Raw genomic sequence first — 14,313 nt, 5'->3', positions numbered from 1 at the left:
CGGGTAGGGCTTTTTTTATGATCCTTTTCGCAGGATTTTTCCATTGGGCGTGCGTGGTAAGGTATTCGTGAATTCAATGGCTCGCGGACGTTCAAATTTATCCAATTGCTGTTGGCAGATAGCGGTCAGTTCCGCCATGCTTTCTGCTGATTCACTTGCTTCGACTAATAAAACCAATTGTTGCCCAAGTTTTTCATGGGGGCGGGAGGTGATCAGAAAAGGAAATGGCAGATAGGGTTCCAGTTTTTGCTCCAGTTTCTCGGGAATAAACTTAATTCCTCCGGAAATAATCACATGATCGGATCGCCCAAGAATTTTAAATGTTTTGGAGTCGATAAGTTCAGCCAAGTCAGTTGTTTGAATGAAGTTGTTCTCCAGTCCGGCCATCTGAATTTGCAGGCAGCCTTCATCTGACAAGCTCAATTCAATGCCATCCAATATGTGGTAAAATTCGTCACGATCTTCTCCGTTGAGTTTCCGAAGGGCAATATGGGTAGCTGTCTCGGTCATGGCATAACTGGAATAGCAGGCCGTTGAAACCTTTTGGAGCTGGTCTGTTAGTGTTTGTGGAACGGCTGAGCCACCAATCAATAGGGATTCCAGGTTCTCGATTCCACTTTCCAGTATTTTATACACCTGGTTGGTAACCATTGCTGCAAATTGAAACGATTGGTTGTTCAGCAGCTGGAAGTCGCTTGCCGGATCAACCACCTGTAAGTCCAGCTGCCCAACCAAGGCGCGAACAACCATTAATTTACCGGCAATGTAGCGTGTAGGCAGGCAATGCAGCACCCGGTCGTCTTGCTTCAAATTGAAAAAATGGAGCGTACGTTGGGCACTGGCTGCCACAAATTCTTTCGTGAGGCGGATGGTTTTGGGTGTTCCTGTACTTCCTGAGGTGTTGACTTCAATAAAATCCTGGGGAGCATACCATTCTGCCAAAAAATCAAGCCATTCTTTTTCCCAGCCTGCTTTAGCTTGTTGCTGGAGCAAATTGGCAACAGCAGTTGGCCTGCCATTAAGTTTGATATGACTGGGAAACAGATTCATTGTTCCGCTTTATTTTTCGGTGAGTTGGCCTGTTTGCTGATCGGGCTTAGATCAAACGGTTGTTGTGGATTAAACCACAGCTTTTCACCGCGGATTTCCAAAGGGGATTTCACATTGTTGGTAAAAAGCTGGCCGGTTCCCAGTCCTTGATGCCCGTTTGCCTGGAGGGTGAAGGTCCACTGGGCAATGGCATTCAGCCCGATGTTCGACTCCAGGTAGGAAGTAATCCACCAGCCAATGGAGCTTTCGTTGGCCAGGCTAATCCATTCCGAGCACCCTGAAAAACCGCCATGCAAACTGGGTTTTAATACCAGGTATTGGGGGCGAATGGTGTCGAGTAAGCGTTCTTTGTCAGCCAGGGTATTGATGCCGATCAGTTCTTCATCCAGTGCAATAGGAACAGGAGTTTGCTGGCAAAGCTGCTGCATGGCTGTCCACTGAGAGGCGGCCAGAGGCTGTTCAATGGAGTGGAGGTTCAATGCTGCCAGCCGGTTCAGTTTCTCCAGTGCTTCTTCGGGCTTAAAGGCGCCGTTTGCATCTACTCGAAGCGTAATCTGACTGGCCGGATAATGCGTGCGAATGGCATGCAATAGCTCCAACTCTTCTTCAAAATGAAGGGCCCCGATTTTTAGTTTGATGCATCGGTAGCCGCTTTCCAGCTTGTACTGAATCTGCTTGCGCATGTCTTCCGCAGGCCCCATCCAGATTAGCCCGTTGATGGGAATGCCTGCTTCCCCCTTGGTAAATGCAGAGGGGAACAGTTCTTGTCTGCCTCCGTTTTGCAGGTCGGTTAAGGCAGTCTCCAGCCCAAAACGAACCGATGGAATGGCTTGAAGAAGCTCCGGATTTTCCAGAAATGGCTTCGGATCCTGACAAATCAATTTTAGTGCTGTTTCAACTTCTTCGGGCGTTTCCTGGCTAAGGCCGGGCAAAGGAGCACATTCGCCAATTCCTGTTTGGTTGTTTTGGTTTAGAAAAAGAAACCAAACGGGCCTTGTGTTGTATACGCCACGCGATGTTCCTGCAGCTTGCTTAAACTGAAGCTCATATTTTTGGTAGTGCGCAATCATGAAGCAGCCAAGATAAGGCCCAGGCAAAACAGCACGGTAAATGCCAGGGTTGAAAGTGACAGGCGTTTTAGAAAGGGATCCAAGCCTTGTGCTTCTTTTGTCCGGCTAATTTTGATCAGGTCGGTTAAAAAAAGTGGAAAGGCCAGTAGAAAGAGCCATTGCCAGGCTGACTCCTGCTGGTGGTAAGTAAACAGGATTACAGCCACCCATCCCCATAAGATCATGGCTGCATGGTAGATGCGGCTGTTGCGCTCGCCCATGCGAACCGGCAGTGTGATTTTTCCGGAAGCCCGGTCATTATCAATGTCGCGCATGTTGTTGAGGTTGAGCACGCCGGTGCTGAAAAAACCCATACTGATGGCAGGCAGCAAAATGGCCGTTTCAAAATAACTGGCGTGGAGGTAAAAAACGCCAACAACCGGTAAAAGTCCAAAGAACAGGAAAACGGCCAGGTCGCCCAGGCCAACATAGCCGTATGATTTTTTGCCGGCGGTATAAAAATAAGCTGCCAGTAACGAAAGGATTCCCAGACCAATAAAACTGAAAAAGGCGGTTTTCGAAACTTGCCAGGTCCCTACATAAACCAGTGCCAGCCCCAGCATAAAGCTCAGGCCGCCAATCAGGGCCATGCCGGCTTTCATTTCTGCTTTGGTAATCTCTCCGCTTTGCATGGTACGTGTTGGTCCCAGGCGGAACTCATTGTCAGTTCCCCGTTGGTTATCGCCATAGTCATTGGCAAAGTTTGAAAATACCTGAATAAGGGTAGCGGTCAGAATCGCCAACAAAGCGACAGCCGTGTTAAAAGTTCCGCAAAACCATGCCAAACCACAACCTAGTACAATGCCTGATAAGGCCAAAGGTAAGGTTCGGGGCCGGGCTGCTTTGATCCAACTTTTTGTTGTTGCCATAATCAGTGTTCAACGCTCGGAGTTCAACGTTCGGAGTTGTCCGAAAATCTGAATGTCCGAAAATGTATTTGTTTATTGTCTAATCTCGGGAAAGGTTACAATCCGGGCTAATTCAACTAAGCTTACCGAAAGGCGACTTTCCTTTCGATAAGCTCATTTCCCTTGTAAGTTATGGGAACTTGGGGTATTTCCCGAAGTCTGGTTTGCGTTTCTCCAGGAATGCATGTTTGCCTTCCTGAGCTTCTTCGGTTAAGTAATACAGCAAAGTGGCATTGCCTGCAAATTCCTGAATTCCAATTTGTCCGTCCAATTCAGCATTTAAGCCCAGCTTAAGCATGCGAAGGGCCAACGGGCTGTGTTCCTGCATCTTTTGAGCCCAAGCCACCACTTCGTCTTCCAGCTGATCGAAAGGGACAACCTTGTTAACCAAGCCCATTTCCAAGGCTTCCTGTGCGGAGTACTGGCGACACATGAACCAGATTTCGCGTGCTTTCTTTTGGCCCACAATGCTGGCCAGATAAGAAGAACCCAAGCCGGCATCGAAGCTTCCAACTTTGGGACCGGTTTGTCCGAAGATGGCGTTTTCGCTGGCAATACTAATGTCGCAAACCACATGCAACACATGGCCACCGCCAATTGCAAAGCCGTTGACCATTGCGATGACGGGTTTGGGCATGCTGCGAATTTGTTTTTGAACTTCCAGGATGTTGAGGCGCGGAATGCCATTCTCATCAATGTAGCCGCCGGTTCCTTTTACATTCTGATCGCCTCCGGCACAAAAAGCTTTGTCGCCGGCACCCGTCAAAACAATTACGTTAATGCGTTGGTCTTCACGACAAATCTGTAGCGCATCGCTGATGTTATTCACCGTAGTGGGGCGAAAGGCGTTGCGTACGTGTTCCCGGTTGATGGTAATCTTACCTATCCCGTCGAAATAATCGAAGAAAATATCTTCGTATTCTTTAATGGTTTGCCATTGTCTTGTTGTGCTCATCGTATGTTGTTTTTTTATTGTTTTACGTATTTAAATAACTCCCGAAACACGTTCGTGTTTACCTCCGCATCGGTAAAAATTTCGAGGAGGGCAGCCTTTTGCTGTCCGGGGGAATAAAAGTCGCTTAAAGCCTGGCTTAGTTCAGTTGCATTTTCGGCCTTGAAGTAGTCCAGTTCAAAAGCCCGGGCCAGGCCTTCGGCTTTAAATTTATTTTCGGTGAAGAAATGTTCCTGAAAAGCCGGAGAATTGCCGGGACCTTTGATCAGTCCAAAAATGTTTCCTCCCCGGTTATTGATGACAATCACCCGCAGGTTGCTGTGAATGTATTTGTTCCACAGGGCATTCGAATCGTAGAAAAAAGACAAATCGCCCAGGATGATGGTGTTGATTGTTGTTGCTTCGGAAGCAAAACCCAAAGCGGTGGACAAGGGGCCATCAATGCCACTGGTGCCGCGGTTGCCAAAGTATTGGGCATTTTTTACCGGCGGACAGATAAGTCCGTAACGCACCGGTGAGCTGTTTCCCAAATGGATGACAGAATTCTCGGGGATGGCTTTTCGAAGCTGGTCAAAGACCGTTAAGTCGGAATAGCTTGCCTGTTCGATAAAGGCATCCCGAAGCTGGTTGACTTGTTTTTCTTTGTTTTTCCAGCGCTGAATGTAGTTCTTTTCTTTGCTCGAAACCTTGGGTAAAAGCTGCCCGAAAAAGTCAGTCGCATCCTGTGGAATGACCTTGGTGAGCGACTGGTAGGTGTCGAAATGTTCCTTCGCTAAACTCAGGTGCCAGTGGTTAGCCGGCTTGTATTTCCGTAGAAATTGCTTTAAGGATTTGGATACAAATTGTCCGCCGAAACTGATGAGTAGTTCGGGCTGAAACTCTTCGATCCGGTCTTCCAGCAAGGCGGCCATCAGGGGGTCAATACTACCGCAAAAGTTGGGATCGTCGAGATTGGCCAAATGCTCTTTCAAAACCACAGCGCCTGTTTTGGAAGCCAATTCGCTCAGCTGGTTTTCCAGGCCGGGGTTTGGAATTTGCTGACCGGCCAGCACCAATACTTTATGGGCCTTATTGAAAACTGCAGTCAGCTGGTCGAGTGCTGAGTCCGCTAAAAGCTGCCGGGTGTCAGCGGTTTCAATGATTTTAACCGGAGGAAGCGATTCATCCAGTAAGTCGTGCAAAGGCTCTTCCAGCGGAATGTTAATGTGCACGGGGGCAGGCGCTTCACATAAGGCCGTATTGAGGCACTCATTGATTTGGCGTGCCGCATACCACAATTCATTTTCAGATTCGCCCAATGGCAAACTGATTTCTTTTTTAATGAAATTCTGATAAATATTTTCCTGACGGATGCACTGACTTTCAGCCTGATCAATCCAGTAGTCGGGACGGTCAGCTGTAAGCACAATCAAAGGGACCTGCAGGTAGAAAGCTTCGGCAATAGCTGGTGCATAATTCAGCGTGGCTGTTCCGGAACTGCAAACAATGACTACGGGCTTTTGCTTGGCTTGCGCCAGTCCAAGCGCGAAGTAAGCCGCACTTCGTTCGTCTACGATGTTGCGGCAATTAAACCGGTTGCTACCGGCAAACGTATGAGTTAGCGGCCCGTTGCGTGATCCGGGGGAAATGATGACATCGTCAATTTCCTTGGCCAGCAAAATGGCTGCCAGTTGCTGAATGTGCTTTTTTGTTGAAATCATGTATGTTGAACAGCGTCAATGGCTGATAATAAAGTGTCTGCTTTTTTGATGGTTTCTTCCCATTCTTCTTCGGGAACCGACCGGGCTGTGATTCCTCCTCCGGAATACAGAATGTAACGGTCGGGGGTAATTTCCATGCAACGCAAATTTACAAATAATCTGACGGAATCATTCATTCGCCAGGGACCGAGGTAACCCGTGTAATAGCGACGGTTGTGCTGTTCTATTTTCCGGATAAATTTGGCTGCCTTTGCTTTGGGATAGCCACACACGGCTGGTGTGGGATGGAGTTCGGCAACGAAATCGCCCAGTTTGTGAGCCAGTTTTTTTGCTGAAAACCGGAAGCTGGTAAACAGGTGAGCCACCTTGCCACTTTCCAAAGTTTCCGGACCTTGTGTGGTGTAAGGGTAAATGTTGAACCGGTAAAAAACATCCAGCAAATAACGGGAAACAAAGGCTTGCTCCTCAATTTCCTTGGTGTGCCAGCTGTAGTCCGAGTCGGCCCGGCGGTTTTGGGTGCCAGCCAGCGAAACCGTTTCAACGGTTTTGGCTTCTGCCTTTAACAATACTTCCGGAGTCGCTCCCATCCAGGAGCCTGCCTGGGGTAAATTGACCAGGTAAACAAAGGCGTTGGGCGTTTGCTGCAAGAGTTGCAGGTAAAGTTTGCCGAGCGACTCTGATTTTCGTTCTTTCGGAATCAGCCGGGAAACAATGGCTTTGGCAAGCTTGCTGTTTTTGATTTCCTCTACCGTTCGCTCAATATCGTTTAAGTAAGCTTTTTTGTCAATAATCCGATGTTGCTCCGGCCCCTTGTCCTGGGCTTCGCCTTTTTCCATAAGAGAAGGATCTATGGTCAGAATCTCTTCGATGCCTTTTTTGTAGGTTCCAGGCTTGAGAAGCACCAGCGGCGTTTCGTTGCTGATTTGATAGGGGGCAAACACAAAGCCCTCCTGACCGTTCAGTTTGTTAAATTCTGCCGGGTAAATCAGGTCATTCTTGTCGGTTAACAGAATTTCAGGAGTTTGGCTCCCCGGCATGGACCATAGCGCAAAAGAGCAATTTTTTTCGATCAGTTCATCCAGCAGTATGGCAAAATTCTCAGTATTTGTCATTCCTTTTCACAATCATATTGGTCACCCGAATGGTTGAAATCAGGCGTCCTTCTTCATTTCTTACATCAACATTCCAAATGTGGGTCTGGTTTCCCGGATGGAGAATATTTGCTACGGCGTAAGCTTTTCCTTGGCGTAAGCTGCTGGTATGGTTTCCGTTGACCTGGATACCCAGCACGTCAAAGTTTTTCATGTCAACCATAAGCATGCTTCCTAAACCGGCCAGGCTTTCGGCAAAAGCCAGGTTAGCTCCGCCATGAAGGATACCATCGGGCCGGCAATTTTTCTCCGAAAGGAGCATGGTGCCTTCAACGGTTCCTTCACCAACTTTGGTGATTTCGATACCCAGGCTTCCGATTAAGCCGTTTTGTGTTGCCTGATTAATGAGTTCAAGGGGGGTACTGTTATTTAGTAAACTAAGATCCATAATGATATATTCAAAAAAAGTGAACCTCAAAAGTAAGGTTTAGTTTTGAATTTTAACAGGGCTTTTCCCCATTCATTTGACCAGAGGATCCTCCTCAAGAGGCTAAGAATCTTGTTTCCGGTAGGCTTTTTTCAGTCGGATGCCGCTCATGGTCAAATCTTCCGCCGGATTTTCTTTTCCATTGGCCAGGTAGAACAGTTTCGACTCGTGTTTTTGCAAGGTGACTGTTATCTGGCTGAGGTTACCCAAGCTGATGCTTTCTCCTAACTTCCACTCGTACACCCAGTTGTTGTTTTCTTCGTTGATTTCAGAAAAGGTAAAGCTTTCAGTGACCGTTTGATCCGTGTCATTCAGAATAAGGAGCCCCCAGGCTTTGGGCGAGCGGTAGCGACGAAGTGCAATTTTACACTTTTTAGAGCCGCCCCAAAGGGGTATGGTCGCACTTTGCGGACGTTCCTGAGGCAGCAACAAACGCCAGGTATTCAGTTCCTGTTCCGTAAGCTCGGAGAACTTAACAGAGGTGCTGACCACTCCTCCCATAATGCCTACCCAATTGGCAATGCTGTTTTTCTCGGTGGGATTTAGGCCGTCATTTTCCAGATCGAAGGGAATAACATCCAGGTCGTTTTGCCAAAAGATGTTGTTGAAATATTGGGTGTTGTAACTTTCCTGCAACATGCTGCCTATTCCTTCTGTGGTCCATTGGTCTTGTTTGCTGTTGGCAATGCACATGGCATCCACATAACCAATCATTGGGGCATAGGGTGACCGACTTGTGATCCAGAAACTTCCGGCGCCGATTTCTTCCCGGATAATGTTGAGAATGTCGGTGAATATCTGAACCGATGTCTTGGTTTTGTCGTAGCGGTCGATGCCGATACTTGGCCTTAAGCCCCAATCCATGAAATCGGTTTTATAAAAGGTGAAGCCCATTTTTCGGTAGGCCCGAAACACTTTTTCAATGTATCGTTGCACATCGGGATGACTGCCATCGAGCGTGTAGTGACGGCTTTGACCGGAGGTTCGTTCCGGAATCGGATTGCCATCCAGGTCGCGAATGAGCCAGTTTTTGTGCCGTTTAAACAGCTTGCTTTCTTCGCTCACCATAAACGGTGACACCCAAACTCCGGCCCGATAACCGCGCTGAAAAATATCGCGGGCGGCGGGTTCCAGCCCTTTGGGCCATTGGTCATTGCAATCCAGCCAGTCGCCGTGCGTACAGTAACAGTCATTGATCAGGATGGCATCCAGCATTAGGGCTGGATTGATGGTGTCCAGGTTGCTCAGTAAGCCGGTCAGGCTGTCGTGGCTGAAGTCGTGGCCAAATTCATTCACCGAGTCCCAGTGATAGCTGGTCTTGGTGTCCTTGCGGGCCTGCAGCTGTTCCGAGATGTTCCAGGCCAGATGTTGAAGCGTTTCGTAGGGCTTATTCCCAAAATAAATATAAATGTCGGGAAGCTTGATGAAGTCATCTTTCAAGGGGATGTTCTCCGTCACAAAGCCCGTTTCAAACAAAATGGATTCAACATCGGGATACCGGTCCGATAAACCGCGACGGTGAGGCCGGTTGTATAAGGTGCTTTTTTGAATAAAATCGTGATGTTCGTAGGTGCCGATGGCCAGGGTGTCCTGTTGAGCCGAGATTAAACCGGTTGTCAGGTATGAATCATACGACCAAGCCTGTTCGCCGGGTTGATTCCCAAATTCGGCAGCAGTGGGTTTCTGAAATTCGTACAAGCCGGAAGGCCCCCCGAATCCTTGCCCTTGCCTGAAAAAGTGCTTGACCCCGTTAACCACCGCTTCGCCCAGTGGGCAGAAATAATAAGGCGCCCGTGGCATGCCGCTTAGTTCAGCGCCAATAGAGATGGAGCCTGAGTTAATTTTCAGGTCGAGCATGACAAAGCCCCGGTCCAGCTCATAAATAATACGCTTGCCTTTGGGCGAATCGCCCACGAAGGTATTTCGAACAAAAATACTCTGACCATCAATGGTGGGGCGGCAATTTCTCAAATGAATGCCACCGGCAATTAAATCGAAGGTGCCGTCATTGTGAAGAATCCACTGTGGTTTTCCAATCTTAAACCGGTTGCGGCTTACCGTGCTGGTATACTCAAGTGCACTTGAGTAGTAAGGCATTGTGAGTAATGATCCAATTCCAGTACCTACCAATTTTAGAAAATTCCTTCTTTCGATGGTCTTCTTGGTCATAGATGTATTTATTGATTTGTTAGAGTGGCTGTAAATTTAACAACTTTTAACAATGTTCGCACGAAAAGGAGAAAAACTTTATTTTGCACAAAAACACTGGTTGTTAGTTGCTTGTGTTTTTTAGCTGCTGTAGAAAATATTCTTTCTGCTTCAGGTGTGTTGCTGTTTATGGTTTAGAAAGAGATTATCGGACCATTTTGTTTATTTTTCGAATGAGTTTTTCACGCTTTTGTTCGGGAAGTGTTCCAATACGCGTGGCGTGATTCCCGCCCTCCTGTACTATTTTATGGTTATTTCCTCGTTTTCTGACAGTCGCAGCCGTTGCACTCCACGGGTCTACCTCCCCATAAATAAGCACGACGTTTCGGGCATCCGACTTTAAGAATTGATCTACCTGCCTGGAGGTCTTGTCGCTATAGGTGGTGGAACTTCCGACAGGAAGCATAAACTGGTTGACATATCCTTGGGTAGATTGCAGGGATAATAAGTCGGCAAAGGATTGGGTGTCGTAGCCGTAGTATCCTAGTTCACGGGCTGCCTGGTAGAAGAATGCCCGGAAATGAGCTGATCCCTGATAGGAAAAATAGTCCGGAGAACTGATTCTGATTAAGTTGTTGAAGAGCGCTTCGGTACTGGCCGTGTCTGCGGGAATGGCATTGCAGTTGTGACCCCATTGCCAAAAGGAGAAGGCATACTCCAGCACAATATAGTCAAGTGTTTCATCCATGGGCATGGGGAAGGTGTAGTTTCGCTGCTTGGCGTAGTCGGTTAGCAGCGGAAGCATTTGTGCCCGTCGTACCAGTATTTCGCGTTGGAAACTTCGGATTTTGTCCCTGCATTCATCCGATCCGACTTGATTTAAAAAGCGTTCGTGCCTCCCATCTTCAACCCCAAAATTAAGCGGCGCTACATAGGCAACCGTGGCCGAAACATCGTTGGGGAAAAAGCTGCGGTGAGCCAGAGCCGTTTGTCCGCCTTTGCTGATTCCGGTGTTGAGCCACTTTTCCTGGTAATGTTTTTTGAAAAGTTGCACAATACGATGATGATCCCGGGCGGCATTTTCAACCGTTAAGAACTCCCAGTTGATGGGATCGGGTACCGATTCGCCAAAATAGCGATGCTCCACACAAAGTTGGTTGGCCTCAAGCATCGGGCTGAGCTCGTGGATGAAATTGGGCTGTGCGGCATAGTTGGCATCGTACCCTTCCGTGATCAGCACCACAGGGCGGTCCGCTTTTTTGTCAGACACAAACACCCGCTGAAGGAAAAATCCTTGCGTGGTGTCCCGATGGTTTAGCGGCTGTCTGATCCTTATTTCGTAACATTGATTGAAAAAGTGATTTCCATCAATGGCTTTGATGGAGGAGATCTCTGGCTGAGCCTGCATAAATTGAAACAGGTTCTGGCATAGAGCGGTTCCGGTGGTCAGCAAAAAAAGAACCAGAAACCAATGGAGCTTAGCAGTTATTGGGTGCATTTGTGGCTTGTTTAGAAAATACCTTAAAATTAAAAGTTTTGGTGTTCGGTCCGCTCAATAATCTCATTTTGTAAATCTTCGCCCAGGTCGTTGAAGTAATCGCTGTAGCCGGCTACCCGCACAATCAGATCTTGATGATGCTCCGGATGCCTTTGGGCGTCGCGCAACGTGGCGGCATCCACAACATTGAATTGAATGTGGTGTCCGTCCATCCGGAAGTAACTTCGCACCAGGCTGGAAACCTGAGCAACGGCCGATTCTCCTTCAAAAAAAGAAGGGGTGAATTTCTGGTTTAGCAAGGTGCCGCCTGTACGTAAATGATCGATCTTGGCAGCCGATTTAATTACCGAAGTGGGACCTTTACGGTCAGCGCCCTGCACGGGCGAAATGCCTTCTGAAACAGGTGTTCCAGCCAGGCGCCCGTCAGCACTGGCTTGCATCACACTTCCAAAGTAGACGTGGCAGGTGGTCGGCAGCAGGTTAATCCGGTAATCTGCTCCCCGCGGACTTTTATGACCATGGACAGCCCGGTGATAAATTTCAAAAACACTTCGCAGCTGATCATCAGCCTGATCATCGTCATTGCCATATTTGGCGGTCTTGTAAACCAACTGGTAATGCAGGTTTTCAGCGCCTGAAAAATTGTTTTTCAAAGCCTCCAGCAGGTCTGGCATGCTGCAGTTTTTTTGGTCAAATACCTGTTGCTTAATGGCGGTGAGCGAATCGGTGATGGTGCCCATGCCTACACCTTGAATGTAGTTGGTGTTGTAGCGAGCGCCTCCATTAATGTAGTCGGTGCCGTTCGCAATACAATCATCAATGATTAACGAGAGAAATGGCGTTGGAATATGGTTGATGAAGGTTTTTTCAATGCGGTTGCTGCCTTCAATTTTAATTGAAACAAAATGTTGAACTTGTTTTTCAAAAGCCAGCATCAATTCTTCCATCGACCGAAATGCTGCAGGATTGCCGGTTTGCAGCCCAGTCTGCTTTTGGGTGCGTGGGTCAAAACCATTGTGAAGCGTAATTTCCAATATTTTGGGCAGGTTGAAGTAGCCGGTCAGAATATAACTTTCAGTACCGAAAGCACCGCTTTCCACACAGCCGCTGGCGCCTCCGTTTCTTGCATCCGTCAGGCTTTTGCCTTGGGCAACCAATTCCTGAATTATGGCATCGGTGTTGAAAATGGAAGGTTGGCCAAAGCCGGTTTTTACAATCTGAATGGCGCGTTGAATGAAACGGTCCGGATTTTTTTGACTCAGCTGAACCATGGAGCTGGGTTGCAGCAAACGCATTTCTTCAATAACATCCAGTATCAGGTAAGACAGCTCATTAACTGCATCAGTCCCGTTGGGTTTCACCCCGCCCAGGTTAATCAAGGCAAAGTCTGTATACGTGTTGCTTTCCAAAGCAGTAATGCCCACTTTGGGAGGCGCGGGATGGTTGTTAAACTTGATCCAAAAAGCTTGTAGCAGTTCCTGAGCCAGCTCTTTGCTTAGTGTTCCGGCAGCCAGTTCTTTTTGGTAGAAAGGGAGCAAATGCTGATCCAGTCGGCCGGGGTTAAACGAATCCCAGGGATTGAGTTCGGTGACAACGCCCAGGTGCACAAACCAATAATATTGCAGGGCCTCATGGAAGGTTTGAGGCGCATTGGCGGGCACCCGGCGACAAATGCCGGCCATGTTTTTAAGTTCCAGTTTCCGGGCCGCTTCTTTTTCTTGCCTGGCAAGCTTTTCCAATTGGTCGGCATGCCGGTTGGCAAATACAATTATGGTTTCGGCGGCCAGCTGCATGGCATTCAGCTCTTCCTGCTTGTCGTAAGCTTGCGGATCCTTTTTGAAATCGAGTTGGCACAGGCTTTCCTTGATGTCCAGAATAATATCCAGCATGCCTTTGTGATAGATTTTAGCGCCGGCAACGGTGTGCCCCGGAGCTCGCTGTTCCATAAATTCGGTAAAGATGCCCGCCTCGTAGGCAGCCAGCCAGTCTGGTTGCATTCGGCTCATAATCCGGTCACGATTGGAATGCCCCTGCCAAAATGGAATGATCACTTCTTCATAAACCCTTCGGGTTTCCGAATCAACCCGAAACCATACCTTTTTTCGGGAATTTAAGATGTCCAGATCCTGCAGCGAGTGTACGGTAATTTCCGGATAGGTGGGTGTGGCTTTGGGGGCCGGTCCCCGTTCACCAACAATCAGCTCATCGTCATTAATACAGATGGTTTTGTTTTCCATGATGTAGCGAAACGCTTTGGCGCGTTGCATCGGAATGGAGTCTCCCAGGGCCTGGTGACTTTTATAAAATTCGGTCAACAATAACGCTCGTTCGGCTGAGATGCGGTTGATGGCGTTTAAACTTTGATTGCGTAGTTTTTCTATTCGTGGTGTCATGTTGTTTGTAATTTTTGGGAATTCAAGGTTAAGCTCCGATGGAGACTGTAAATCCGGCCCTTTCAAACTGTTGCCTGATTTCAAGCAAGGCTTCCTTTCTCAGGGAAGCTTGATCTTTAAACGGGTTTTCCAGCTGAAAACGTATGTATTTAGACCTGGCTGTATTGTGAAATGGCAACAGGTCAACAGCGCGTGGCGGATGAGGCAGCTTCTGCAAAAATGCGATGCTTGCTTCAATATTCTCAGGCGTGTTGCTGACTCCTGGAATGATGGGAATGCGCACATTGTAGGCCTTTTGGAGCCTTGCCAGCTTTTGCATGTTGGCTAAAATCAACCGGTTGGAAACCCCGGTGTATGCCCGATGCTTTTGATCATCCATCAGTTTAAGGTCAAGGAGAAAGAGGTCGGTTGCCTGCGCTGTTTGCTGTACTGTTTTCCAGCTTGCCAATAAGCTGGTGTCTACTGCAGTGTGCATGCCGTGGTTTTGGCATAGCTTCAGCATTTTTTGTAGAAACGGGCTTTGCAATAAAGGTTCGCCGCCAGAGAACGTTACACCACCACCCGATTCTTCCATAAAAACTTGTTCTTTCTGAAGTTCTGCCAACAGTTGCCGGGGTGTTATGGTGTAACCTACCTGTTCGTTTTCGGTGAAAAGGTGCCCGTTGAGCTGAACGGTTTTGGGCACACAAACGGGTTTCGGATCAATGCTCTCGGGGTTGTGGCACCATTGGCATTGCAGGGGGCAACCTTTGAAAAATACGGTGGTGCGTATGCCCGGCCCGTCATGTACAGCAAAGCGCTTAATATCAAATATAATCCCATCCATGAGGAGATCGTTTTAATCCGATTTTAGAAAAGAAAGAAGGGTGGTTGTGAATGCGTTAGCCAAGCAGGCATTCAATTGATCCAGCATTCGTAAAGTCCTTTGCCGAAGTGGTGATACAGGTTCGAGAAATGTTTGATTTTGAACTTCATCC

Annotated in this window: 11 protein-coding genes; all 11 read right to left on the bottom strand. The window is 47.9% G+C overall.

Features of this window, described 5'->3' with window-relative positions; all coding sequences use genetic code 11:
• Positions 1–15 precede the first annotated feature (15 nt).
• The 11 genes from Q1A18_RS09530 to Q1A18_RS09480 all read right to left on the bottom strand — a co-directional run bounded on the left by Q1A18_RS09530 (position 16) and on the right by Q1A18_RS09480 (position 14,162).
• Positions 16–1,050 carry an AMP-binding protein gene (locus Q1A18_RS09530; RefSeq protein ID WP_299578902.1) on the bottom strand — a complete coding sequence of 345 codons (1,035 nt, stop codon included), beginning with the start codon at positions 1,048–1,050 and terminating at the stop codon, positions 16–18.
• The gene (locus Q1A18_RS09525; RefSeq protein ID WP_299578900.1) at positions 1,047–2,120 is read right to left on the bottom strand and encodes an o-succinylbenzoate synthase; all 1,074 of its coding nucleotides are present in this window, start codon (positions 2,118–2,120) and stop codon (positions 1,047–1,049) included. The genes Q1A18_RS09530 and Q1A18_RS09525 overlap by 4 nt, the downstream gene beginning before the upstream one ends.
• On the bottom strand, positions 2,117–3,028 hold the full coding sequence (locus Q1A18_RS09520; RefSeq protein ID WP_299578898.1) for a 1,4-dihydroxy-2-naphthoate polyprenyltransferase: 912 nt from the start codon (positions 3,026–3,028) through the stop codon (positions 2,117–2,119). Before Q1A18_RS09520 ends, Q1A18_RS09525 begins: the two co-directional genes overlap by 4 nt.
• Before the next feature lie 169 nt (positions 3,029–3,197).
• Positions 3,198–4,022, bottom strand: a complete 825-nt coding sequence (menB, locus tag Q1A18_RS09515) for a 1,4-dihydroxy-2-naphthoyl-CoA synthase (RefSeq protein ID WP_299578896.1) — start codon at positions 4,020–4,022, stop codon at positions 3,198–3,200.
• A 14-nt stretch (positions 4,023–4,036) separates the two neighbouring features.
• Positions 4,037–5,719 (bottom strand): 2-succinyl-5-enolpyruvyl-6-hydroxy-3-cyclohexene-1-carboxylic-acid synthase, encoded by a 1,683-nt coding sequence (menD, locus tag Q1A18_RS09510; protein ID WP_299578894.1) that lies wholly within the window; start codon positions 5,717–5,719, stop codon positions 4,037–4,039.
• Positions 5,716–6,831, bottom strand: a complete 1,116-nt coding sequence (locus Q1A18_RS09505; RefSeq protein WP_299578892.1) for a chorismate-binding protein — start codon at positions 6,829–6,831, stop codon at positions 5,716–5,718. The genes menD and Q1A18_RS09505 overlap by 4 nt, the downstream gene beginning before the upstream one ends.
• A complete protein-coding gene (locus Q1A18_RS09500) occupies positions 6,818–7,258 on the bottom strand; it encodes a PaaI family thioesterase (RefSeq protein ID WP_299578890.1) in 441 nt (146 codons plus the stop codon). Before Q1A18_RS09500 ends, Q1A18_RS09505 begins: the two co-directional genes overlap by 14 nt.
• 102 nt (positions 7,259–7,360) lie before the next feature.
• The gene (locus tag Q1A18_RS09495; protein WP_299578888.1) at positions 7,361–9,466 is read right to left on the bottom strand and encodes an alpha-galactosidase; all 2,106 of its coding nucleotides are present in this window, start codon (positions 9,464–9,466) and stop codon (positions 7,361–7,363) included.
• 184 nt (positions 9,467–9,650) lie between these two features.
• Positions 9,651–10,943 (bottom strand): S28 family serine protease, encoded by a 1,293-nt coding sequence (locus Q1A18_RS09490; protein WP_299578886.1) that lies wholly within the window; start codon positions 10,941–10,943, stop codon positions 9,651–9,653.
• Positions 10,944–10,972: 29 nt separating this feature from the next.
• Positions 10,973–13,336 carry a trans-4-hydroxy-L-proline dehydratase gene (gene hypD / locus Q1A18_RS09485; RefSeq protein WP_299578884.1) on the bottom strand — a complete coding sequence of 788 codons (2,364 nt, stop codon included), beginning with the start codon at positions 13,334–13,336 and terminating at the stop codon, positions 10,973–10,975.
• A gap of 28 nt (positions 13,337–13,364) precedes the next feature.
• On the bottom strand, positions 13,365–14,162 hold the full coding sequence (locus tag Q1A18_RS09480) for a glycyl-radical enzyme activating protein (RefSeq protein ID WP_299578882.1): 798 nt from the start codon (positions 14,160–14,162) through the stop codon (positions 13,365–13,367).
• Between the last annotated feature and the right edge of the window lie 151 nt (positions 14,163–14,313).

Origin of the sequence: uncultured Sunxiuqinia sp. (assembly GCF_947495665.1) — a bacterium.
Lineage (GTDB): Bacteria > Bacteroidota > Bacteroidia > Bacteroidales > Prolixibacteraceae > Sunxiuqinia > Sunxiuqinia rutila.
Note: the sequence above shows the minus strand (reverse complement) of the source record. Positions and strands in the feature narration are given on the sequence as shown.

What these genes read in the sequence shown, in the direction of transcription:
- Q1A18_RS09530 (WP_299578902.1), bottom strand. Translation starts at nt 1,050, where the DNA reads ATGAATCTGTTTCCCAGTCATATCAAACTTAATGGCAGGCCAACTGCT.
- Q1A18_RS09525 (WP_299578900.1), bottom strand. Translation starts at nt 2,120, where the DNA reads ATGATTGCGCACTACCAAAAATATGAGCTTCAGTTTAAGCAAGCTGCA.
- Q1A18_RS09520 (WP_299578898.1), bottom strand. Translation starts at nt 3,028, where the DNA reads ATGGCAACAACAAAAAGTTGGATCAAAGCAGCCCGGCCCCGAACCTTA.
- menB (WP_299578896.1), bottom strand. Translation starts at nt 4,022, where the DNA reads ATGAGCACAACAAGACAATGGCAAACCATTAAAGAATACGAAGATATT.
- menD (WP_299578894.1), bottom strand. Translation starts at nt 5,719, where the DNA reads ATGATTTCAACAAAAAAGCACATTCAGCAACTGGCAGCCATTTTGCTG.
- Q1A18_RS09505 (WP_299578892.1), bottom strand. Translation starts at nt 6,831, where the DNA reads ATGACAAATACTGAGAATTTTGCCATACTGCTGGATGAACTGATCGAA.
- Q1A18_RS09500 (WP_299578890.1), bottom strand. Translation starts at nt 7,258, where the DNA reads ATGGATCTTAGTTTACTAAATAACAGTACCCCCCTTGAACTCATTAAT.
- Q1A18_RS09495 (WP_299578888.1), bottom strand. Translation starts at nt 9,466, where the DNA reads ATGACCAAGAAGACCATCGAAAGAAGGAATTTTCTAAAATTGGTAGGT.
- Q1A18_RS09490 (WP_299578886.1), bottom strand. Translation starts at nt 10,943, where the DNA reads ATGCACCCAATAACTGCTAAGCTCCATTGGTTTCTGGTTCTTTTTTTG.
- hypD (WP_299578884.1), bottom strand. Translation starts at nt 13,336, where the DNA reads ATGACACCACGAATAGAAAAACTACGCAATCAAAGTTTAAACGCCATC.
- Q1A18_RS09480 (WP_299578882.1), bottom strand. Translation starts at nt 14,162, where the DNA reads ATGGATGGGATTATATTTGATATTAAGCGCTTTGCTGTACATGACGGG.